The sequence below is a fragment of the Serratia sp. CY37869 genome (genome assembly GCF_052168895.1).
Taxonomy (GTDB): Bacteria; Pseudomonadota; Gammaproteobacteria; order Enterobacterales; family Enterobacteriaceae; genus Serratia; species Serratia ureilytica.
On record NZ_JBJNLU010000002.1, the window covers coordinates 586,436 to 608,266 of the forward strand.

Below are 21,831 nucleotides of genomic sequence, written 5' to 3' on the forward strand. Positions count from 1 at the left end.
AAACCCGATCGGGCAACCGATAAGCAATGGCCTGCGGCATTATTTTTCCGGCGGCCGAAAGCCGTTCAATGGCCTTGCTGTTTCCACTGCAGCCAACTGACGGCCGGCAGATAAATCGACCAGCCGATGGCCAGCAGCAGCAGCATGAACTCCGGCGGCATGCCGGGCAGCAGGGCGTCCAGTTTCCAGGACACGGCGTAGGCGAAGGGGCCGAGGGCGGCGCCCAATACCGCCAGCGGCCAGGGCGCCGCTCTGACCACGTCCAACAGCCAATACCACCAGCAGCCGAAGCCGATCCATAGCGCGATGGTCCAGAGCGGCAGGCCGTGTTGCCCGCTGTAATGCAGCACGCCGCTGTAGCTCCACAGACCATCCATGCCGATGCCGCCCAAGGCGGCCAGGGCGGCGCCCTTGCGGCGGGCGGCGGGGGTAAAGATCAGCGCCAGCGCCGCACCGGCCAGCAGTATGCCGTTGAGCCGATCGCGAGTCAGCAGCGCCAGCAGCCAGCAGACGCCCAGCCCCAGCGTCGCCAGCCAGAATCCGGCATGCGGCTTCTTCATCGTTCAACTCCCGTGGGGTTACTCTGCCGCCGTGCGCAGCGCGCCGACGGAGGTGTCAGAACGGGCGCGGGGCCCGTTGTTTGCCTGAATATTCGATAATTCAACCTTAGAAGGGAAGGTGCGGGGTGCACAAGCAGAATAATCTGTACCGGTTGAAAACGCGGGCAAAAACCGGTGTTACAAGAGAGAAATCCGGTAAGCGCAGCGGCGAGAGCCGGCCAGAATGTGTTCGGCGCGCTCAACCTGCGCCTGCAGCACTTCGGTGAAGATGCTCAGCTCAGCGCGGCAGAAGCCTTGGCAGACGGTGGCGGCGGCGCAGATCGGGCAGTGGTTTTCCACCAGCAGATAGGCGCCGTCTTCCTCCTGACGCCATTCGGCCATATACCCTTCGCGGCAGCGGATCTCGGTGAGACGCGCCACGCGTTCGCGCAGATCGGTGGCGCCGATCATCGCCTGCTTGTAGTTGATGCGGTTTTCCTGCTCACGGGTCTCGATCAGCAGGTCGATCGCCTGTTCACCCAGCTTGTCACGCACGGTGCGCAGCAGCTGCACCGTCAGATCCGCATGGGTGTCCGGAAAGCGTGCGTTACCGGCGGCAGTCAAATGCCACAGCTGCACCGGGCGGCCCACGCCGCGCGTTTCCGCGATCGCTTCGACCAGCCCCTCTTTCGCCAGCTTGACGAACTGCTGGCGGGCCGCTTCACCGGTGGTGCCGAGCACTTTTCCTGCGTCTGAGGCTTGCTGCGGGCCGCGGGTCTTCAATAGCGTCAGCAAACGGTCACTGACCGATTGTGCGGTGCTGCCGCCATTTTCCAAGTTTATTCTTGACATATTTCTCCGCCTCGCCCTAACTTATTCCAAGATAACTCTTGTTAAATTTAACGCAATCTCATGACCAACTCAATGCCATTCCTCTGAAAACAGGACAACAACCGTGATAACCCATGACGATAGCCGCTGGAGCGACCTTTTCTCCGGCAAAAATGCGGCCAGTGCGATCGCGCTCTCGCTTGGCGTGGCGCTGCATGCCATCAATATTCTGGTCGCCACCACCATTCTGCCCTCGGTGGTGCAGGATATCGGCGGTCTGGATCTCTATGCCTGGAACACCACGCTGTTCGTGGTGGCGTCGATCCTCGGCTCCGCGCTGTCGGCCCGCTTGCTCAGCGGCTACGGCGCGCGCAACGCCTATCTGGTCGCTTCGCTGTTTTTCATCGCCGGAGCGGGGCTGTGCGCGCTGGCGCCGAGCATGCCGGTGATGCTGATCGGCCGCACGGTGCAGGGATTCGGCGGCGGGCTGATCTTTGCGCTCTCCTACGCGATGATCAATCTGGTGTTCGAGCAGCGATTGTGGCCGCGCGCCATGGCGCTTATCTCGGCGATGTGGGGCATCGCCACGCTGGTCGGCCCGGCGGTAGGCGGCATTTTCGCCGAGTTGCACGCCTGGCGTTGGGCCTTCGGCATTCTGCTGCCGATCATGGCGCTGTACGCCGCGTTTACCTTCCTGATCCTGCCCAAGGGCCAGGCGCAGCAGGCGGCCGCGCCGCTGCCGACCGCGCAGCTGCTGTTGCTGACCGTGGCGGTGCTGGTGGTGTCCGCCGGCAGCCTGGCGCACAGCGTCTGGATCAACCTGGCGGGCATCGCGCTTTCGCTGGTGCTGATGGCCTGGCTGATGAAGCGCGAGGCGCGCTCGCGCGCGCGCCTGTTGCCGCACGGTGCGCTGCGGCGCGGCTCATCGTTGGCGGCGCTCTATATTACGGTGTCGTTGCTGGTGATCGGCATGACCAGCGAAATCTTCGTGCCCTATTTCCTGCAGTTGCTGCACGGCCAGTCGCCGCTGATCTCCGGCTATATCGCCGCGACCATGGCCGCCGGCTGGACGTTGTCCGAAATCCTCAGTTCCGGCTGGCGCGGGGCGGGCATTCGCCGGGCGATCGTCAGCGGGCCGCTGTTCGTGCTGGTGGGCCTGCTGGCGCTGGCGATCCTGATGCCGACGCCCTCCGGCGGTCACTGGCAGGCGCTGACCCCGATCGTCATCGCGTTGTCGCTGGTGGGATTCGGCATCGGCTTCGGCTGGCCGCATCTGCTGACGCGCATTTTGCAGGTGGCGCCTGAAGCGGACAAAGACATCGCCGGCGCCTCGATCACCACGGTGCAGCTGTTCGCCACCGCATTCGGCGCGGCGCTGGCGGGGATGATCGCCAACCTGGCGGGGCTGAACGATCCGGGCGGCGCGGCGGGCGCGGCATCGGCGGCGCGTTGGCTGTTCCTGGCGTTCGCGCTGGCGCCGCTGCTGGCGGTATTCAGCGCCTGGCGCTGCGCCGCGATCGCGCCGCCGGCCGCCGAGACGGGCAATTTTGTACCCAACCCGTCCTCGCGCGAGTGCTAGAACGCTTCTCCTCATTCGGCGATGTTTGCGGTGATCCTGGCGTTATTCCTGCGCGACATTGTTAAAATTCGCTTGCTATATCTCTAATTTGAGATTATTTCTCTTATATGGGATTTTCAAACGGAGTGTGAACGATGGATAACGGTCTGGACAATGCCGACCTGAGGTTGGCGCAGCGGCTGGCGGATTTGCGCCAGCAACGGGCGTGGTCGCTGGAGGAGCTGGCGCAGCGCACTGGCCTTAGCCGGGCGACGCTCTCGCGGGTGGAGCGCGCCGAGACCAGCCCGACGGCGTCGTTGCTGAACCGGCTGTGCGCCGCCTATGGGTTGACCATGTCGCGCCTGCTGAGCGAGATCGAAGACGAGCCGCCGGAGCTGTTGCGGCCGCAGCAGCAACCGGTGTGGGTCGATCGCGCCAGCGGTTTTCACCGTCGCTCTGTTTCTCCCCCCGCTGCGTTGTATAAGGCTGAATTTATCGAAGCCCGGCTTGATGCCGGCGCGCAGATCGATTACGACCTGCCGTCGATTCCGGCGCTGGAGCACCATCTCTGGCTGCTGTCCGGGCAGCTGGAGTTGACGCTGGAAGGGCGCGTTTTCCGGTTATCATCCGGCGACTGCCTGCGCTACCGCCTGTTCGGCGCCTCCCGTTTCCATGTCCCCGGCGATGAGCCGGCCCATTACACCCTCGTTATTTGCAGGCCATAGCCATGATTGAATTGCAACAGTGGGACGCCGGCGCGGCGCAAAGCGCCATTGCCGAATTGGCCGAAATGCTGCACGCCAGCGTGGCGCACGGCGCCAGCATCGGTTTTGTCATGCCCTTTACGCTGACGCAGGCGCAGGCGTTTTGGCAGGGGTTGCTGCCGGCCATCGCGCGGGGAGAGCGTGCGATGCTGGTGGCGCTCGCGAACGGCCGGCCGGTCGGCACCGTGCAGCTGTTACTGGCGATGCCGGACAACGGCCGTCACCGGGCGGAAGTGGTCAAGCTGATGGTGCACCCGCAGGCGCGGCGGCAGGGCGTCGCCCGGCTGTTGATGCAGGAAGTGCAGGCGCTGGCGGCGCGTCATCGCCGCAGCCTGTTGGTGCTGGATACCCTGAGCGGCAGCGCGGCGCAGGGGCTGTACCGTCAATTGGGGTTCGAGGCGGCGGGCGACATCCCGCAATACGCCCGCGCCAGCGACGGCGGGGCGTTGGAGGCCACCTGCTATATGTACAAACTGCTGTGAGGGTTAGCGCCCGCGCCAGGCTTTGATCGCCTGCTGGCGCACCTGCAGCTTTTGCTGCGGCGTCAGCTTGTTGTAGTCGCGAGCCAGGCCGCTTTCCCAGTCGCCGTACATCGGGTTGGGCAGCACGATGAATTCGGTGCCGAACTTGGCCTGGTTCTCGCTGACGAACGCCCGGCGCTGCGCATTGTCCTGGTGGTAAGTCGCGGCGCCGAAGTCGTTCAGGTTGTCGCCCGCGTACACCACGATGTCATAGCCGGCTTGTTTGATGGCGTCGAAGCGCGCCTGTTTATTGGCGGTGTCGGTGCTGAGCAGCACGGTTTTTTCCGACAGGCCGGTGAAACCGAGCTTCTGCATGTTGGCCACCGTGGCGGCGTAGTCGCTCTGTTTACGGTTCGACACGTAGAACATGGTCCCCTGATGGGCGTTAACATAGCGGGCGAACGCCACTGCGCCCGGCACCGCGGCGGCCTGTTCGGCCTGCGTCCATTTGGCCCAAGTCGCGCCGTCGTACGGTCGGCCCTGCTGCGCCTGCCAGCCGGAGTAGGCGCTGTTATCCAGCATGGTTTCATCCAGATCGACCACCACCGCCTTTTTACGGCCTGGCGCGGCCCTGGCCTGATCGAAGGCGCGTTGCGCGCTGTTGAACGCCTGATGTGCCAGCGCCTGGTATTCGCCGGACTGTTGGAACCAGTTGACCGCCAGCACCGATTGATCTGCCAACCGCTGCTGGGCCTGGGCGTCGGTGTGCGGCGGCTGCGCGCAACCGGTCAAGGCCAGCAGCGCGACGCCCATCGCCGCGCCGAGGGTGAGTGTGCGTACCTGTTTTCCTGCCATTGTTATCTCTCTTTTTTATTGTGGACTGTCCAGCAGCATATCCATCTCGAACTGACGCAGGGGATCCTGCCGCCAGCCAAGATGCGTAAAGAAGGGGGCGGCCACCTCGGGCACAAAAACGTTGGCGGTCAGCGGCAAAGGGGCGAACTGCGCTTGCAGAGCGGCCAGCAAGGCGCGGGCATGCCCCTGGCCGCGATGCTGCGGCGGCACGTAGATCAGGCGCAGCCAGCAGTGCTCGGCGCCGGGCATCACCACGGCGTAGGCTTGGCGTTCGAGGGTATAAGCGCGCGGTTTGCCCGGCAGTTTGAACAGCGATTCGGGGGCGATCAGCCAGGGCAGGTCGGTGGCGCCTTCCGCCGTCAGGCGATGGCTGACGGTAAGCGGATCGACCGCCTGCAGCACCGCATTGCCTGGCGGCACGGCCGCCGGCGCCTGATGGCCGGTCAGGGTGCGCACGATGCGCAGCCCGGCGCGGTGGTACAGCGCCAGCGCGGCTTCGTTGCCTTCGATCACTTCCAGCGACAGCCGATGATCGCCGCGCTGACGGGCATCCGCTACTACCCGCTGCATCAGCGCCTTACCCAGCCCCTGGCCGCGCATCTCGGGGCGTACGGAAAAGGCCGCGATCCGGCTGTGCCGGCCGCGGCGGGCGATCAGCGCCACCGCCACCGGTTCATTGCGATGGGTGACGATCAGGCTGTCGTTCAGGCTGAGATCTTCGGCGCCGAAGCGGGCGGCGAAGGTCGGCCCGTCGAGGACGAAACGCACGATGTAGTTTTCAAAACAGTGGTTGAGGATGTTCGCCAGTTCGTCGCTGCTGTAGCGCACGGCGTTGTGATAGTTAAACCGACCGTCGTTATGCATGGCTGATTCCGCTCGGGGGAAAGCTATACATGTAGACCCGTTTGTTTGGCAAGGCAAGCGGGGGCATTCGCCGGCGGGGAAAATAAAAACAAAAAAGCCGGACGCAGCCGCCCGGCGAAATAAAACTCTGGGTATCAAGTGACGCTAAAGTTTGCAGTGGTGGTTATCCATTCATCACATCAGAACTGATAGGTCAGGGCGACGGCAATCACGTTGTCGTCTTTCAGACCCAGCTTATTATTGCTGTCGAGCTGGTTGATTTTATAATCCACATAGGTCGACATGTTCTTGTTGAAATAGTAGTACGCGCCGACGTCGATATATTTCACCAGGTCGGTATCGCCGATGCCTTCAATATCTTTGCCCTTCTGCTGAACGTAGCCCAGCGATGGACGCAGACCGAAGTCGAACTGATATTGCGCAACCAGTTCCAGGCCTTCGGCTTTATTGGCGAAGCCGCTGACGGAAGTGGAGCGGTTATTGATGGTGGCGGTGCCGGAAATTGGCGCGATGTTGCGGCTTTCCGAGTAGGTCGCGGCCAGGTAGACATCGTTGTTGTCATACTTCAGACCGGCGGCCCAGATATCGGCCTTGTCGCCTTTACCGAAGGTGCCCGCTTTCTGACTGGCGGTGCGGTTGGAAGAGGCATAGGCGGCGCCCACGCTCAGGCCGTCGATGATTTCATAGCTGGAGGAAAGACCCCAGCCGTCGCCGTTAGCCTTGCTGGCGGAGCGGCCGTCGTTTTCGTTCTTGCCCTGATACTGGACGGCGAATTTCAGGCCGTCGACCAGACCGAAGAAGTTGTTATTGCGGTAGGTGGCGACGCCGTTGGTGCGGCCGTTCATGAAGTTGTCGGTTTTGACGTACGCGTCGTCGCCGAATTCAGGCAGCATATCCGTCCAGGCGCCGACGTCGTAAATAATGCCGTAGTTGCGACCGTAGTCGAAAGAACCAAGGTCTTTATATTTCAGACCGGCGAAGCCCAGACGCGTTTTAGTGTCTTTGGTGCCGTCGGATTCAGAATGGTTAGCGGCGATCTGATATTCCCACTGGCCGTAACCGGTCAGCATATCGTTAATCTGAGTCGCGCCTTTAAAGCCGATACGGACGTAGGTTTTATCGCCATCGTTGCCGGCATCATCGGAGAAATAATGCAGGGCTTTCACACGACCGTAAAAATCGAGTTTGTTGCCGTCTTTATTGTAGATTTCTGCTGCCTGTGCCGCTTGCGCAAGTAAAAGTGCCGGAATAATAACGGCCAGAAGATTACGTTTCATGGGTTACCCTGCTTTATTCGATTAAAAGACGCTATCATCAGTTGCATTGCTGCTTTACTGTGCCGTCCGGTTGTTGGCGGCGGAGAATTTTTACCGTAGTAATGTGATCTATTTATGACAAAAAATTCATTTTCATGTCGAACGATTAAAAAAGTCGCGCAAAGGGTGAATTTTTTCTGCAACCGACGGTCGGCGGCTGGTCTACAGTTACCGATAGCCTGATCGGTTTCCGGAGGAATCATGCACGATACTTATACATTGTTCGGTACGCAGGGGTGTGGCTCGACCATCGTGGCCGCCGCGTTGGTGCTGACCGCGTTCCCCTGGGGCTACGAGGAAGTGGATTACACCCAGGAGGGCCCGGAGCGGGATCGCCTGTTGGCGTTGAACCCGCTCGGTCAGGTCCCCACTCTGGTGCTGCCTGATGACGAAGTGATGACGGAGAGCGCGGCGATTATCCTGCTGCTGCACGATCGCGCGCCGCACGCCGAATTGGCGCCGCCCGGCGGCTCGCCGCTGTTGCCGCGCTTTTTGCGCTGGCTGTTGTTCATCAACGCGGAGATTTATCCCACTTTCACCTATGCCGACCATCCGCAGCGCTGGCAGCCGAAAACGGAAGGGGCGGAACAGCTGAAAAACGCAGTGATGGATTATCGCGAGCGTTTATTGCGGCAGTTGAACGCCGCCGCAGGAGCGTCTGGCCCGTGGTTTCTCGGCAAGAGCTTCAGCGCGCTGGATCTGTACGTGGCGGTGATGTGCAACTGGCGGCCGGGCCGCGCGTGGTTCCGGCAACACTGCCCGCGACTGTACGCCATTGCCGAACGGGTGGAACAGCGGCCGGAGCTGAATGTGCTGCTGAGCGCCCATTTCGACGGCGTTGCCCCGCTGGAACCGTGACATCGCCCCGCCGCCCGGCGGGGAACCCTCCCGTTTTTCTGAACCGAGACTGCCGAAAATCCCGATTTTCACTCGCCTCGCTGGCGGGTAGCGTAAGGCTATCCGCAACTGACAGGAGAGTGTGATGCCATCAAAATCCCAGGCCGGGCAACAGGCGTTCGGCGATATCGCCCCCAAGCTGGCGCAGCTCAGCGACAGCGTCTTGTTTGACGATGTCTGGCAGCGGCCGGCGCTGAGCCCGCGCGAACGCAGCCTGATCACCGTCGCCGCGCTGGTGGCGCTTAACCGCGTGGAACAGCTGCCGTTTCACCTGCAACTGGCTCAGCGCAACGGCGTGGCGCATCAGCAGCTGGCTGAGCTCATCACCCACCTGGCGTTTTACGCCGGCTGGCCCGCGGCGGCGTCGGCCGTGGCGCGCCTGCGCGAGCTGGAACCGGAGGCGCCCCATGCCGTTTAGCCGCATCGCCCTGCATCAGGGCAAGTCCGCCGACTATCTGCAAACCTTGTCCGACAGCCTGCATCAGGCGCTGGTGGAGGCCTTCGAGGTGCCGCCGACGGACAGGTTTCAGGTGATCGATCAATACCGCCCCGGCGAGCTTATCTACGATCGCGACTATCTCGGCGGGCCGCGCAGCGCGGATTTCGTGCTGTTTTACATCACCGCCGGGCGGCCGCGCGACAGCGACACCAAGCGGCGTTTCTACCGACGGCTGGCGGCGCTGCTGGCGGAAAAGCTGCGGCTGAACCCCGAGGATGTGATGGTGGTGATCGCCACCACCCAGTTGGACGAGTGGTCGTTCGGCGGCGGTCGCGCCTCGATGATCGATCCGCAGGCGTAACTCGGGCTGACGCCGCCGGCGGTCTGTGGGACAATAGTGCCATCATTTCGTTTAGATAAGAGTTGAATGGCGCTCTCCTCCGCAGTTAAAGATCAGATTGGCCAGTGGTACAAAGCCCTGCAGCAGCAAATACCGGATTTCATTTCCCGCGCGCCCCAGCGTCAGATGATCGCCGAGGTGGCGAAGACGCTGGCCGGCGACTACCCGCGCCATCTGGCGATCGAGGCGCCGACCGGCGTCGGCAAAACGCTGTCTTACCTGATACCGGGCATCGCCGTCGGGCGGGCGGAGAGCAAACCGCTGGTGGTCAGCACCGCCAACGTGGCGCTGCAGGATCAGATCTACAGCAAGGATTTGCCGCTGCTGAAGAAGATTATTCCCGATCTGAAATTTACCGGCGCCTTTGGCCGCGGGCGTTACGTCTGCCCGCGCAATCTGGCGGCGATGAGCACCGACGTTAGCCAACAGGGCGATCTGACGCTGTTTCTCGACGACGAGCTGGCGCCGTCCAGCGGTGAAGAGCAGGCGCTGTGTCAGAAACTGACCAAGGCGCTGGCCCGCTTTGAGTGGGACGGGCTGCGCGATCACTATCAGCAGAGCATCGACGATCCGCTGTGGGCCAAGCTGAGCACCGACAAGGCCAACTGTCTGGGGCGCAACTGTCACTACATTCGCGAATGCCCGTTCTATATCGCTCGCAAAGAGATCGAGAGCGCCGACGTGGTGGTGGCCAACCACGCGCTGGTGATGGCGGCGCTGGAGACGGAATCGGTGCTGCCGAACCCGAAAGAGCTGCTGCTGGTGCTGGACGAAGGCCACCATTTGCCGGAGGTGGCGCGCGACGCGCTGGAGATCGACGGGGAAATCACCGCGCTGTCGACCAACCTGCAGTTGGACATGATCGTGCGCCAGGTCGAACAGTGCATGACGCAGTACCGGCCGAAGAATCCGCCGGGGCTGGCCAACAGCGAACGGCTGAAAAACCATTGCGAGGAGCTGCGCGAGCTGGTGCAGATCTTCGAGCATCAGGTCAGCGCCTATCTGCCCGGCGACAGCGTGGCGGCCGAGCACCGTTTTGAAATGGGCGAGCTGCCCGCGGAGATGGTGGAGAGCTGCGCGCGGCTGTTCAAACTGACCGATGCGCTGCGCGGGCTGGCGGAGTTCGTGCTTAACGATCTTACCGAACAGACCGGCAAGCACGACATCATGCGTCTGCACCGCTCGATCATTCAGATGAGCCGCACGCTGGGCTATCTGGAGGCGATGAGCAAGCTGTGGCGGCTGGCGGCGCTCGACAAGTCGTCCAACGCGCCGATCTCCAAATGGGTCACGCGCGAACTGCGCGATAACGTCACCCATCTGTATTTGCACTGCGTCGGCATTCGCGTCAGCGATCAGCTGGAAAAGCTGCTGTGGCGCAAGGTGCCGCACGTGGTGGTCACCTCGGCCACGCTGCGTTCACTGAACAGCTTCGCGCGTTTGCAAGAGATGAGCGGGTTGAGCGAGAAGGCCGGCGATCGCTTCGAAACGCTCTCATCGCCGTTCAATCACGTCGAACAGGGCAAGATTGTCATTCCGCAGATGCGCTATGAACCGGCGCTCGCCAATGAGGCGGAGCACCTTGAGGAAATGGCGCGGTTTTTCCGCGCCGAGCAGGCGAGCGGCAAGCACAAAGGCATGCTGATCCTGTTCAGCAGCCACCGGGCGATGCAGACTTTCCTCAGCTACGTGACCGATCTGCGGCTGATGCTGCTGGTGCAGGGCGACCAGCCGCGCTACCGGCTGGTGGAAGAGCACCGCAAGCGGGTGGAGAAGGGCGTCGCCAGCGTGCTGGTGGGGCTGCAATCGTTCGCCGAAGGGCTGGATCTGAAAGGCGAACTGCTGACCCAGGTGCATATTCACAAAATCGCGTTCCCGCCGATCGACAGCCCGGTGATCATCACCGAAGGCGAGTGGCTGAAATCGCTGAAGCGTTATCCGTTCGAAGTGCAGAGCCTGCCGAGCGCCTCGTTCAACCTGATCCAGCAGGTCGGCCGCCTGATCCGCAGCAACCAATGTTACGGCGAGATCGTGATCTACGATCGCCGGTTGCTGACCAAAAATTACGGTTCGCGGCTGTTGGCGTCGTTGCCGGTGTTCCCGATTGAGCAGCGCGCGGTGCCGGAGGCCGACAAGGCGCATCTGGCGGCGCTGAAATCCGCCGCCGACGCGGCTAAAAAAGAGAAGAAGCGCGGCAACCCGTTCGCCCGCAAACGGCGGCGTTAATCAGAGCAGCGGCGGCAGGCGGCGCTTGACCGGCGTGGTTTTCACGATCGAGGTGTTGCTCTGCGCGTGTTCGGCCAGCCGATCGAGGGTGTGGTCGAGCTGTTCCATCGAGTGCGCCACCAGCCGCACGATAAAGCAGTCTTCGCCGGTCACCTTATCGCATTCGACCACTTCCGGGATCGTCTGAATCAGCTGTTCGACCTTCTTCAGCATGCCCGGCAGCGGCTTGATGCGCACCAGCGACTGAAAGGCGTAACCCACCGCCTGCAGATTGACGTTCAGGGTATAGCCCTTGATCACGCCGCTTTCCTCCAGCCGCCGCAGTCTTTCCGACGTGCTCGGCGACGACAGGCCCACCTGCGCGCTCAGCGTCTTCAACGATGCGCGCGCATCTTCCGCCAGAATGGTCAGGATTTGGCGATCGATATCATCCATAACGCCTCCGTTAGGTATTTTCTTTATTGTAGCTGCGAGAAAAAGGCAGTTAAGCATATCTGCCTTTTTTATGCTATGGAAAGCCGCCCTGCGAAGCCGCAAGCTATGTCTCTGGGCAAGCTTTGAGGAACGCAGAATGAATGCAGAGATAAAACGCGGCTCGCTGGAGATGGCGGCGGCGATGCTGATTTCCGGCTCCATCGGCTGGTTTGTGCTGATGTCCGGCCAGCCGGTGGTCAACGTGGTGTTTTGGCGCTGCGCGGTGGGGGCGCTGGTGCTGCTGGCGGTGTGCGGCGCGCTGGGCCAGCTGCGCCGCGATGCGCTGACGCGCGCCACGCTGCTGCTGGCGATCGCCGGCGGCGTCGCGCTGGTGATCAACTGGCTGCTGCTGTTCGCCGCCTATTCCTATGCCTCTATCTCCATCGCCACCGCGGTGTACAACACCCAGCCGTTTATGCTGGTGGGGCTGGGGGCGCTGTTTCTGGGGGAACGGCTGACCGCCCGCAAGTTGCTGTGGTTGGGGCTGGCGTTCGGCGGCATGATGCTGGTGGTGCTGGCTCAGCCGCGGCAGGCGGGGGAGCAGAGCCATTATCTGGCGGGCATCGCGCTGGCGCTCGGCGCGGCGTTTTTCTACGCCCTGATGGCGCTGGCGGCCAAGCGGCTGAAGGGCACGCCGCCCCATCTTATTGCGCTGATCCAGGTAACGGTGGGGGCGGTGATGCTGCTGCCGTTGGTGGATTTTCATGCGTCGGCCAGCGTGGGGCAGTGGGGGATGCTGGCGACGCTCGGCGTGTTGCATACCGGCCTGATGTACGTGCTGATGTACGGCGCGTTGCAGAAGCTGCCGACCCACCTGATCGGCTCGCTGTCGTTCATCTACCCGATCGCCGCCATGCTGGTGGATCGCCTGGCGTTTGGCCACCGGCTGTCGGCATGGCAACTGCTGGGGACGGCGATCATCCTGCTGGCGGCGGCGGGCATGAACCTGTTGGGCGAGCGGCGAGCGCGACTGCTGCCGGCCTCGGACGGCCGGCGCGCCGGCTGATGCTCAGTTCGGTTTTTTCAGCCAGCGCCATAAAGTGGTGCGGCTGATCCCGAGCAACCGGGCGGCGGCGGCGTGGTCGCCTCCACACCGCGCCAGGGCTTCGCGGGCGGAGACGGGCGCCGCCTGCGTCTCGGGCGGCGAGACCGCCGCCAGCTCCGGCAGCAGCCACTGCAGGGTCTCGCCGCTCGGTGCGACGCCGGTGCTCAGCATCAGCGCCACCCGCTCCATCATGTTGCGCAGCTCGCGCAGGTTGCCGGGCCAGGCGTAATGACCCAGCGCGGCGTAACACCCGGCCAGGGTGGCGCGCAGCGGCTCCGTCAGCGGCACGTCGAGCGCCGCCAGCGACTGTTTCAGAAAGTGTTCCGCCAGCATTGCGATATCGTCGCCGCGCGCCCGCAGTGGCGGCAGTTGCAGCCGCAGGGCGCTCAGGCGGTAAAACAGATCGGCGCGAAAATCGCCCTGTTGAATCGCCTGCTCCAGGCGGGTGTGGGTGGCGCTGATGACGCGAAAGTCGACCTTTACCGGCTGTTGCCCACCGACCCGAGTGATGGTTTTTTCTTCCAGCGCCCGCAGCAGCCGGGTTTGCAGGTGCAGCGGCATTTCGCCGATCTCATCCAGAAACAGGGTGCCGCCGTTGGCGGTTTCCAGCAGCCCGCGTCGGCCGCCGCGCCGTGAACCGGTGAAGGCGCCTTCCTCATAGCCGAACAGCTCCGCCTCCAGCAGCGATTCGGCGATGGCGCCGCAGTTGATGGCGACGAACGGCGGCGTCGCGCCCCTGGACGGCGCGCCGCGCCGGGAAAAGTATTCGCGGTGGATCGCCTGCGCCGCCAGCTCTTTGCCAGTGCCGGTTTCGCCTTCAATCAACACCGCCGCCGGCGAGCGGGCGTACAGCATGATGGTGCGCCGGGTCTGCTCCATCTGCGGGGAGTCGCCCTGTAAATCGCTCAGCCCATAGCGCGGCTGCAGGGTATCGCGTGCGGCGTAATCGCCGCCGCGTTTGCCGCCGCCCAGCATCAGGCGCGTCACGTCCAGCGCGTCGCTGAAGGCGGCGCGCAGGGTGGCGGCGGAATAGAGAAAAATGGCGGTGAGCCCGGCCTCTTCCGCCAGATCGCTGATGAGGCCGGCGCCGACCACCGCCTGAATGCCGGCGGCTTTCAGCTCGGCGATCTGGCCGCGCGCGTCCTCTTCGGTGACGTAACTGCGCTGCTCCAGCGGCAGATCGAAGGTTTGTTGGAACTCCAGCAGCGCGGGCAGGGGCGTTTTGTAGGTGATGACGCCGATCCGATCGGCGGTTCTGCGCGCCTTGCTCAGCGCCTGCAGCAGATCGAAGCCGCCGGGCTTGACCAAAATGACCGGCACCGACAGGCGGCTTTTCAGGTAAGCGCCGTTGGAGCCGGCGGCGATGATGGCGTCGCAAGGCTCGCTAGCCAGGCGAGCGCGGATATGCTGCACCGCCTCCTCGAAGCCGAGATGGATCGGGGTGATGGTCGCCAGGTGGTCGAACTCGAGGCTGATATCCCGGAACAGATCGAACAGGCGGGTGATGGAGACGGTCCAGATCACCGGTTTGTCCGGCGTGCGGGACGGCGTGATGTGATCGCTCATGATGAGTTACCGAATGAAAGTGGCTGCATTAGGTGTAGCCTTGTTTCAGTCATGTTTCAAATATGCCGACTGAAACCGCGATTGAAACGTTAACTGAAACGTTTTTTATCGCTTGGTCTGCCCAATGGCGATGCGAATTTTATAACTCACTTATTTTTATCGCTTTTAATTTTTTCCTCGCCAAAGTGCAACCTGGCCCGCCTCTTGCTCTATCTGTTCCATCTAGCTAATTGGAGAGAACGTCATGACGCTGCGCTCACCTGGGCTCGCCTTTCGTCAGGCCCTGAGTAAAGAAAAACCCTTGCAAATCGCCGGCGCGATCAACGCCAACCATGCCCTGCTGGCCCAGCGGGCGGGGTTCCAGGCCATCTATCTTTCCGGCGGCGGCGTGGCGGCCGGTTCGCTGGGGCTGCCGGACCTGGGTATTTCGACGCTGGACGATGTGTTGACTGATATTCGCCGCATCACCGATGTCTGCCCGCTGCCGCTGCTGGTGGATGTCGACAGCGGTTTCGGCGCATCGGCGTTCAACGTCGCCCGCACGGTGCGCTCGGTGAGCAAGGCCGGGGCGGCGGCGCTGCATATCGAAGATCAGGTCGGCGCCAAGCGCTGCGGCCATCGGCCCAATAAGGCCATCGTCTCCACCGAAGAGATGGTGGATCGCATCAAGGCGGCGGTAGATGCGCGCAGCGATCCGGACTTCGTGATCATGGCGCGCACCGATGCGCTGGCGGTGGAGGGGCTGGAGGCGGCCATCGAGCGCGCTCAGGCTTACGTGGCGGCCGGGGCCGACATGCTGTTCCCGGAAGCGATTACCGAGCTGGGCATGTACCGCCGCTTCGCCGAAGCGACGCAGGTGCCGATCCTCGCCAACATCACCGAATTCGGCGCGACGCCGCTGTTCACTACCGAGGAGCTGCGCAGCGCCCAGGTGGATATGGCGCTGTATCCGCTGTCGGCCTTCCGAGCGATGAATCGGGCGGCGGAGCGGGTGTACCGCGCCCTGCGCGAGGAGGGCACGCAGAAAAACGTCATCGACACCATGCAGACCCGCAACGAGCTGTATGAAAGCATCAACTACTATTTGTTCGAAGAGAAACTCGACGCTCTGTTCGCTCGCCAACGCGACGAATAAGCGCCATTCACGCAGAAGCCAAATGAGGACAGTATGAGCCAAGCGATCCCCCCGCAAAGCCCGACTGGCGTTAAGCCGAAAAAATCCGTGGCGTTATCCGGCGTGCCCGCCGGGAATACCGCGCTGTGTTCCGTAGGGCGCAGCGGCAACGATCTGCACTACCGCGGTTACGACATTCTCGACCTCGCGCGCCACTGCGAGTTTGAAGAGGTCGCCCATCTGCTGATCCACGGCAAGTTGCCCAACCGCGACGAACTTCATGCCTACAAGCAGCGGCTCAAAGCGCTGCGCGGCCTGCCCGCCAGCGTACGCACGGTGCTGGAGGCGCTGCCGGCGGCATCTCACCCGATGGACGTGATGCGCACCGGCGTTTCGGCCCTCGGCTGCACGCTGCCGGAAAAAGAGCAGCACGGCGCGGCCGGCGCGCGCGACATCGCCGACCGCCTGCTGGCGTCGTTGGGATCGATGCTGCTCTACTGGTATCACTACAGCCACAACGGCGAGCGCATTCAGCCGGAGACCGACGACGATTCCATCGGCGGCCACTTCCTGCACCTGCTGCACGGCGCAGCACCTTCCGCCAGCTGGGAGCAGGCGATGCACGCGTCATTGATCCTGTACGCCGAGCATGAGTTCAACGCCTCGACCTTCGCCGGCCGGGTGATCGCCGGCACCGGATCCGATGTCTATTCGGCGATCGTCGGCGCCATTGGCGCGCTGCGCGGGCCGAAGCACGGCGGCGCCAACGAGGTGTCGCTGGAGATCCAGCAACGCTATGAAACGCCGGACGAAGCGGAAGCCGACATTCGCCGCCGCATCGACAACAAAGAGGTGGTGATCGGCTTCGGGCACCCGGTGTATACCGTCTCCGATCCGCGCCATCAGGTGATCAAAGAGATCGCGCTGCGCCTGTCGCAGGAAGCGGGTGCGATGAAGCTGTATGACATCGCCGACCGGCTGGAAAGCGTAATGCGCGACACCAAAAACATGTTCCCCAACCTCGACTGGTTCTCGGCGGTGTCTTACCACCAGCTGGGGGTGCCCACCGAAATGTTCACGCCGCTGTTCGTCATGGCGCGCGTCAGCGGCTGGTCGGCGCACATCATCGAGCAACGGCAGGACAACAAAATCATTCGCCCGTCCGCCAACTATACCGGGCCGGAAGCGCGAGCCTTCGTACCGCTGGATCAGCGCTGAGCGCCGGTCGTTATCGTGTCGTTTTCACTCTGGAGCCTTTGGGAATCATGATGCTTGAGTCTGCCAATACCCGCCGTCCGCCATTCGATCGCGAAATGGTCGATATCGTCGATTATGTGATGAAAGAGGCCGTCGATACCCCGGCGGCGTACCGCACCGCCCATTATTGCCTGCTCGATACCCTCGGCTGCGGGCTGGAGGCGCTGAGCTACCCGGCCTGCAAGAAACTGATGGGGCCGGTGGTGCCGGGCGCCGAGGTGCTGAACGGCAGCCGGGTGCCCGGCACCCGTTTCCAGCTGGATCCGGTGCAGGCGGCGTTCAATATCGGCGCCATGATCCGCTGGCTCGACTTTAACGACACCTGGCTGGCGGCGGAGTGGGGCCACCCGTCGGACAACCTGGGCGGGATCCTGGCGGTGGCCGATTGGCTCTCTCGCCAGGCGGTGGCGGCGGGCAAAGCGCCGCTGACCATGCGGCAGGTGCTGATCGCCATGATCAAGGCGCATGAGATCCAGGGCTGCCTGGCGCTGGAAAACGCCTTCAATCGGGTAGGGTTGGATCACGTGCTGCTGGTGAAGGTGGCGTCCACCGCGGTGGTGGCGCAGCTGCTCGGCCTGAGCCGCGAGGCGATCCTGAACGCGGTGTCGCTGGCGTGGGTGGACGGGCAGTCGCTGCGCACCTACCGCCACGCGCCGAACGCCGGCACCCGCAAATCCTGGGCGGCGGGGGATGCGACCGCCCGCGCGGTGCGGCTGGCGCTGATGGCCGCCACCGGTGAGATGGGCTATCCCTCGGCGCTCACGGCACCGACCTGGGGATTCTACGACGTCTCGTTCAACGGCAAACCTTTCCGCTTCCAGCGGCCGTACGGCGCGTATGTGATGGAGAACGTGCTGTTTAAAATTTCGTTCCCGGCGGAGTTCCATGCCCAGACCGCCGTGGAGGCGGCCATGACGCTGCATCGTCAGATGCAGGCCGCCGGCAAAACCGCCGCCGACATCGCCGCAGTGAGCATCCGCACTCACGAGGCCTGCCTGCGCATTATCGACAAGCAGGGGCCGCTGGATAACCCGGCGGATCGCGATCACTGCATTCAGTATATGGTGGCGATCCCGCTGCTGTTCGGCCGGCTGACGGCGGCGGATTACGAGGACCGGGTGGCCGAAGATCCGCGCATCGACGCATTGCGTAGCAAGATACATTGCCATGAAGATCCCGCCTTCACGCGCGATTATCACGATCCGGAAAAACGCTCGATCGCCAATGCGCTGACGGTGGAGTTCGCCGACGGCAGCCGTCTGGATGAGGTGGCCGTGGAGTATCCTATCGGCCATGCGCGGCGGCGCGAAGAGGGCATCCCGCTGCTGATCGAGAAGTTCAAAACCAACCTGGCGCGCCAGTTCCCGGCCCTGCAGCAGCAGCGCATTCTTGAGGTGTCGCTGGACCGGCAGCGGCTGGCGCAGATGCCGGTCAACGAGTATCTCGATTTGTGGGTGATCTGACGCGAGCGGCGCTGACAAGCCACGTCGGCGTCGCTATGATGGACGCTCCATCCCCGTCCGTCTTCTTATCAGGTGATTCATGATTGATGCTACAACGCTGTTGTTGTTTTCCGGTGCCTGCGTGGCGCTGGCGCTGACCCCCGGCCCGGATATGCTGCTGATCGCTTCGCGCAGCGTCAGCCAGGGGCCGCGGGCCGGTTTCGCTTCGCTGGCGGGCATTCAACTCGGCACTTACTGCCATGCGCTGGCGGCGGCGCTGGGGTTGTCGCAACTGTTCGTCGCGGTGCCGCTGGCTTACGACGCGGTGAGAATGTTGGGCGCAGCTTATCTGCTCTATCTGGCGTGGAAAACGTTGCGATCCGGCAGCAGTCTGCAGGCTTCCGCCGGGTTGCAGGCGGTGCCGACGGCGCGCATTTTCCGACAGGGGCTGCTGACCAACATCCTCAACCCGAAGATGGCGCTGTTCGTGTTGGCGCTGTTCCCGCAGTTTATCGATCCGCGCGCCGGCTCGGTGGTGGTGCAGATGCTGGCGCTGGCGACGGTGCTGAATCTGGTCGGCTTGCTGATTAACGGCGGGGTGATCCTGGCGGTTAGCGGCATGAAAAGCCGTTTCGTCGGCCGCCGTTTCAGCGCCCGCTGGCCGAACTACCTGCTGAGCGGCGTGTTCGCCGGGCTGGCCTGCAAACTCATTTTCGACAGCCGTCGTTAATCCTCGCGCAGCAGCGCTTCAAACGCCGTGCTGGCCGGTTCGTCCGGCAGCGCGCTGTACATCACCAGCCGCAGATGGTTCTCTTCGTCGACGATGAAAGAGGCATGGTCAAAGGTGACCGGGCCGATCTCCGGGACGACGAAGCTGCGCCGCCCCTGACAGCGTCCGTGAATGTCATGCTGCCGCCAGAGCCGGCGGAACGGCGGCGACACCCGCTCCAGCGCCTGCACCCGTTGGCGCATCACCTCATCCTCCGGCGCGCGGGCATAGTCGCGGCGGAAGCTGGCCAGGATTTGCGGCGCCTGCGCCTGCCACTCCAGCAGGCGCTCATTGAGCTGCGGATCGGCAAACAGCATCCACAACATGTTGCGCTCTTGCGCCGGGCGATCGCCGATGGCGAACAGCCGCTGTGCCGCCGGATTCCAGGCGATGATGTCCCAACTCAGGTTCATGACGTAGGCCGGCCGCAGCGCCAAATCGTCCAGCAGACGCCGCACCAACGGCGAAACCTGGCACCACTGATGCCCAACCGGCACCGGCGGGCGCTGATGCGCCAATAAGAACAGGTGGTAGCGGCCGGCGGCGTCGAGCTGCAGTACCCGCGCCAGATTTTCCAAAAACGTCACCGACGCATTGATTTCCCTGCCTTGCTCCAGCCAGGTGTACCAGGTGAGGCCGACGCCGGCCAGCGCCGCCACCTCCTCGCGCCGCAATCCCGGCGTGCGGCGGCGGCTGCCGCTCGGCAAGCCGACCGCCTCTGGCGACAGCTGTTCTCGCTTTTGCCGCAGAAAATCCCCCAGTTCGTGGCGGGTGCGTTCGAGGGTGCGTGGGGACATATCGGCCGTCCTGTTGCTGTTAGTAATAGTATAAGTGGCTATATAGTAACAGTTTAAACCTTGTTCCATACTGCGGCCATCATAATCTCTGGAGGTGGTATGGAACATTCATTATCTGGTGAGCGGCGAGGGCTGCCCGGCCTGCCGGTGCTGCTGTTGGGCGGTTTCGTCACGGTGTTCGATCTGTTCGTGGTCAACGTGGCAGCGCCGGTGATCCAGCGGCAGTTCGCCGCCGATTTCGCCGGGGTCGGTTTGATCGTCGCCGGTTATGAGCTGGCGTTTGGGGTGCTGTTGATCGCCGGTGGGCGCCTGGGCGATCGCTTCGGGCGTCGGCGCTTGTTCGGCCTCGGCATGCTGGGATTCACGTTGAGCTCTCTGCTGTGCGGGCTGGCGGGATCGCTCGGCCTGCTGATCGCCGCGCGTATTCTGCAGGGGGCGACGGCGGCGCTGTTGTTCCCGCAAATTTACGCCTTGATGCGGGTGCTGTACGAGCCGCAACAGCGGCGACGCGCCTTCGCCTGGCTGGGCATGACGTTGGGATTGGCGGCGATCTTCGGCCAGATCCTCGGCGGATTTATCATCGAGGCCAACCTGTTCGGCAGCGGCTGGCGCATGATCTTTTTGATCAATTTGCCGATCGGCGCACTGGCGCTGTGGGCGGTGCGGTGCATTCCCGAATCGCGGGTGGCGCAGGCGCAGCGGCTGGACGGCGTTGGCCTGTGGCTGGCGGCGACCGGCCTGTCGCTGTTGCTACTGCCGCTGCTGGAGGGACCGGCGCGCGGCTGGCCGTGGTGGATAGCGCCGATGTTGGCGTTGGCGATGCTGACGCTGTGGGGCTTCCTGCGTTGGGAGCGGCGTCTGGCGCAGCGCGGTGACGATGCGGTGCTCGATCCGGCGCTGTTCCGCCAGGCGGGTTTCGCGCCGGGTATGGCGGTGGTGCTGGCGATTTATGCCACCGCTTCCTCGTTTTTCTTGTGTTTCGCGCTGCTGCTGCAGGCGGGGGCGGGGCTGACGCCTTTTCAGGCGGGCAGCCTGTTCGCCCCGGCCAGCGCGGCCTTTATGTTGGCGTCGATGCTGGCGCCCCGGCTGGCGCAGCGGTGGGGCAACGGCGTGCTGAGCGTGGGCGTGGCGATTTACGCCGCCGGGTTGGCGCTATTGATGGCGCAGGCGCTGTGGGGTGAGGCGCTGGCGCATCCGCTGCGGTTGCTGCCGGGGTTGGTGGTGCTGGGGTTCGGTCAGGCGCTGAGCATGACGCCGCTGCTGAATCTGGTGCTGGGTTTGGCGCAGGAGCGGCAGGCGGGGATGGCGGCGGGCCTGGTTGCCACCGTGCAGCAGGTGGGAGGCGCGTTGGGCATCGTGGTCAGCGGCGTCGGTTTTGTGCCGCTGTTGGCGAGCGGCGGCGCGGCGGAGCGCTATGCCCAAGCCTTTGCCGGCGCCATGGTATTTAATCTGTTGGCGATGGGCGTGGCCCTGCTGTTGTTAAACCGGATCACTCGAAATAGCCAGAAAGCGGATCTTAAGTAGGCCGCCGGCGGGTGCTTTACTGTTGTCATCATGAGAGAGCGATAAGGAGCCGCACTGATGTTTCAACCCGCCGCATTTCGCGAAGACGATCTGGATGCCCAACTGGCGTTGATCCGCGCCCACCCGCTGGGGCTGTTGGTCAGCCACGGCGAGCACGGATTGACGGCCGACCCGCTGCCGTTTGTGGCTGATGTCGAGCAGGGGCAGCTGCGGCTGCGGGCGCACCTGTCGCGCGCCAACGAGCACTGGCGGCGGTTGCGGCACGCCGCGGAATGCCTGGTGATCTTTCAAGGCCTGGAAGGTTATGTGTCGCCAGGCTGGTACCCGAGCAAACGCCAGACCGGCAAGGTGGTGCCGACCTGGAATTACAGCGTGGTGCAACTGTATGGCGTGCCGACGGTGACGGACGATCCGGCCTGGCTGCGCCGCCAACTGATCGACCTGACGGCGCAACAGGAAGGGCGCCGCCCGGCGCCCTGGCGGCTCGACGACGCGCCGGCCAACTACATCGCCGCGCAGCTTAAAGGCATTGTCGGTATCGAGATCGCCGTCACCCGGCGCGAAGGCAAATGGAAGATGAGCCAAAACCGCAGCGCCGACGATGCCGGCGGGGTGATCGCCGGGCTGCGCGAGGGCGATGACGCGCAGCGGCGACTGGCGCAGGAGGTTGAGCGGCGGCGCGGATAGGGTATG

Annotated in this window: 22 protein-coding genes; 14 read left to right on the forward strand and 8 right to left on the reverse strand. The window is 63.5% G+C overall.

All coding sequences use genetic code 11. From position 1 onward, the window contains the following. Nucleotides 1–65: 65 nt before the first annotated feature. Together ACJ8J1_RS13140 and ACJ8J1_RS13145 are read right to left on the reverse strand one after the other, a co-directional pair. Nucleotides 66–560 (reverse strand): DUF2878 domain-containing protein, encoded by a 495-nt coding sequence (locus ACJ8J1_RS13140; RefSeq protein WP_033642363.1) that lies wholly within the window; start codon nucleotides 558–560, stop codon nucleotides 66–68. 177 nt (nucleotides 561–737) lie between these two features. After that, a complete protein-coding gene (locus tag ACJ8J1_RS13145; protein ID WP_033642364.1) occupies nucleotides 738–1,391 on the reverse strand; it encodes a helix-turn-helix transcriptional regulator in 654 nt (217 codons plus the stop codon). A 103-nt stretch (nucleotides 1,392–1,494) separates the two neighbouring features. Here ACJ8J1_RS13145 and ACJ8J1_RS13150 point away from each other — a divergent pair, with 103 nt between their 5' ends. From ACJ8J1_RS13150 to ACJ8J1_RS13160, 3 genes are all read left to right on the forward strand, one after another. Next, nucleotides 1,495–2,949, forward strand: a complete 1,455-nt coding sequence (locus ACJ8J1_RS13150) for an MFS transporter (RefSeq protein WP_033642365.1) — start codon at nucleotides 1,495–1,497, stop codon at nucleotides 2,947–2,949. A gap of 134 nt (nucleotides 2,950–3,083) precedes the next feature. Then, complete coding sequence (locus ACJ8J1_RS13155; protein ID WP_033642366.1) at nucleotides 3,084–3,653, forward strand: helix-turn-helix domain-containing protein; 570 nt, start codon at nucleotides 3,084–3,086, stop codon at nucleotides 3,651–3,653. A 2-nt stretch (nucleotides 3,654–3,655) separates the two neighbouring features. Then, nucleotides 3,656–4,174, forward strand: a complete 519-nt coding sequence (locus tag ACJ8J1_RS13160) for a GNAT family N-acetyltransferase (RefSeq protein ID WP_033642367.1) — start codon at nucleotides 3,656–3,658, stop codon at nucleotides 4,172–4,174. Between the two features lie 3 nt (nucleotides 4,175–4,177). Here ACJ8J1_RS13160 and ACJ8J1_RS13165 read toward each other — a convergent pair whose 3' ends face one another. The 3 genes from ACJ8J1_RS13165 to ompC all read right to left on the reverse strand — a co-directional run bounded on the left by ACJ8J1_RS13165 (nucleotide 4,178) and on the right by ompC (nucleotide 7,149). After that, nucleotides 4,178–5,008: a 5'-nucleotidase, lipoprotein e(P4) family gene (locus tag ACJ8J1_RS13165; RefSeq protein WP_050594410.1), complete on the reverse strand. Its 831-nt coding sequence runs from the start codon at nucleotides 5,006–5,008 to the stop codon at nucleotides 4,178–4,180. A gap of 15 nt (nucleotides 5,009–5,023) precedes the next feature. Beyond that, the gene (locus ACJ8J1_RS13170; protein ID WP_033642369.1) at nucleotides 5,024–5,872 is read right to left on the reverse strand and encodes a GNAT family N-acetyltransferase; all 849 of its coding nucleotides are present in this window, start codon (nucleotides 5,870–5,872) and stop codon (nucleotides 5,024–5,026) included. Between the two features lie 179 nt (nucleotides 5,873–6,051). Then, complete coding sequence (gene ompC / locus ACJ8J1_RS13175) at nucleotides 6,052–7,149, reverse strand: porin OmpC (protein ID WP_033637639.1); 1,098 nt, start codon at nucleotides 7,147–7,149, stop codon at nucleotides 6,052–6,054. 240 nt (nucleotides 7,150–7,389) lie between these two features. On the opposite strand from ompC, the gene ACJ8J1_RS13180 reads away from it, so the two are divergent. The 4 genes from ACJ8J1_RS13180 to dinG all read left to right on the forward strand — a co-directional run bounded on the left by ACJ8J1_RS13180 (nucleotide 7,390) and on the right by dinG (nucleotide 11,150). Further along, nucleotides 7,390–8,046 (forward strand): glutathione S-transferase family protein, encoded by a 657-nt coding sequence (locus tag ACJ8J1_RS13180; RefSeq protein WP_033642370.1) that lies wholly within the window; start codon nucleotides 7,390–7,392, stop codon nucleotides 8,044–8,046. 124 nt (nucleotides 8,047–8,170) lie between these two features. Next, nucleotides 8,171–8,503, forward strand: a complete 333-nt coding sequence (locus ACJ8J1_RS13185) for a carboxymuconolactone decarboxylase family protein (protein WP_033640942.1) — start codon at nucleotides 8,171–8,173, stop codon at nucleotides 8,501–8,503. Beyond that, nucleotides 8,493–8,885 (forward strand): tautomerase family protein, encoded by a 393-nt coding sequence (locus ACJ8J1_RS13190; RefSeq protein ID WP_016928540.1) that lies wholly within the window; start codon nucleotides 8,493–8,495, stop codon nucleotides 8,883–8,885. Before ACJ8J1_RS13185 ends, ACJ8J1_RS13190 begins: the two co-directional genes overlap by 11 nt. Nucleotides 8,886–8,951: 66 nt before the next feature. Then, on the forward strand, nucleotides 8,952–11,150 hold the full coding sequence (dinG, locus tag ACJ8J1_RS13195) for an ATP-dependent DNA helicase DinG (RefSeq protein WP_033642371.1): 2,199 nt from the start codon (nucleotides 8,952–8,954) through the stop codon (nucleotides 11,148–11,150). Here the strand turns inward: dinG and ACJ8J1_RS13200 are convergent, their stop codons facing one another. Next, nucleotides 11,151–11,585 carry an Lrp/AsnC family transcriptional regulator gene (locus tag ACJ8J1_RS13200; RefSeq protein WP_033642372.1) on the reverse strand — a complete coding sequence of 145 codons (435 nt, stop codon included), beginning with the start codon at nucleotides 11,583–11,585 and terminating at the stop codon, nucleotides 11,151–11,153. It abuts the gene before it with no gap. A gap of 136 nt (nucleotides 11,586–11,721) precedes the next feature. Between ACJ8J1_RS13200 and ACJ8J1_RS13205 the strand changes: the two genes are divergently transcribed. After that, nucleotides 11,722–12,630, forward strand: coding sequence for a DMT family transporter (locus tag ACJ8J1_RS13205; RefSeq protein ID WP_033642373.1), 909 nt, complete (start codon nucleotides 11,722–11,724; stop codon nucleotides 12,628–12,630). A 3-nt stretch (nucleotides 12,631–12,633) separates the two neighbouring features. Here the strand turns inward: ACJ8J1_RS13205 and prpR are convergent, their stop codons facing one another. Next, a complete protein-coding gene (prpR, locus tag ACJ8J1_RS13210; RefSeq protein WP_033642374.1) occupies nucleotides 12,634–14,235 on the reverse strand; it encodes a propionate catabolism operon regulatory protein PrpR in 1,602 nt (533 codons plus the stop codon). A 244-nt stretch (nucleotides 14,236–14,479) separates the two neighbouring features. Here prpR and prpB point away from each other — a divergent pair, with 244 nt between their 5' ends. The 4 genes from prpB (at nucleotide 14,480) to ACJ8J1_RS13230 (ending at nucleotide 18,778) form a co-directional block, all read left to right on the forward strand. Then, nucleotides 14,480–15,370, forward strand: a complete 891-nt coding sequence (prpB, locus tag ACJ8J1_RS13215) for a methylisocitrate lyase (protein ID WP_033642375.1) — start codon at nucleotides 14,480–14,482, stop codon at nucleotides 15,368–15,370. Nucleotides 15,371–15,403: 33 nt separating this feature from the next. Continuing rightward, entirely contained in the window at nucleotides 15,404–16,567 is a 1,164-nt protein-coding gene (prpC, locus tag ACJ8J1_RS13220; RefSeq protein WP_015377141.1) for a bifunctional 2-methylcitrate synthase/citrate synthase, read from the forward strand. A 50-nt stretch (nucleotides 16,568–16,617) separates the two neighbouring features. Next, nucleotides 16,618–18,069, forward strand: coding sequence for a bifunctional 2-methylcitrate dehydratase/aconitate hydratase (locus tag ACJ8J1_RS13225; RefSeq protein ID WP_033644225.1), 1,452 nt, complete (start codon nucleotides 16,618–16,620; stop codon nucleotides 18,067–18,069). Nucleotides 18,070–18,148: 79 nt separating this feature from the next. Next, nucleotides 18,149–18,778, forward strand: a complete 630-nt coding sequence (locus tag ACJ8J1_RS13230; RefSeq protein WP_033642376.1) for a LysE family translocator — start codon at nucleotides 18,149–18,151, stop codon at nucleotides 18,776–18,778. Here ACJ8J1_RS13230 and ACJ8J1_RS13235 read toward each other — a convergent pair. Continuing rightward, the gene (locus ACJ8J1_RS13235; RefSeq protein WP_033642377.1) at nucleotides 18,775–19,614 is read right to left on the reverse strand and encodes a helix-turn-helix transcriptional regulator; all 840 of its coding nucleotides are present in this window, start codon (nucleotides 19,612–19,614) and stop codon (nucleotides 18,775–18,777) included. The genes ACJ8J1_RS13230 and ACJ8J1_RS13235 overlap by 4 nt on opposite strands. 99 nt (nucleotides 19,615–19,713) lie before the next feature. Here ACJ8J1_RS13235 and ACJ8J1_RS13240 point away from each other — a divergent pair, with 99 nt between their 5' ends. Both ACJ8J1_RS13240 and ACJ8J1_RS13245 read left to right on the forward strand, forming a co-directional pair. After that, a complete protein-coding gene (locus tag ACJ8J1_RS13240) occupies nucleotides 19,714–21,138 on the forward strand; it encodes an MFS transporter (protein WP_033642378.1) in 1,425 nt (474 codons plus the stop codon). 57 nt (nucleotides 21,139–21,195) lie between these two features. After that, nucleotides 21,196–21,825, forward strand: coding sequence for an FMN-binding negative transcriptional regulator (locus ACJ8J1_RS13245; protein WP_033642379.1), 630 nt, complete (start codon nucleotides 21,196–21,198; stop codon nucleotides 21,823–21,825). Nucleotides 21,826–21,831 lie beyond the last annotated feature (6 nt).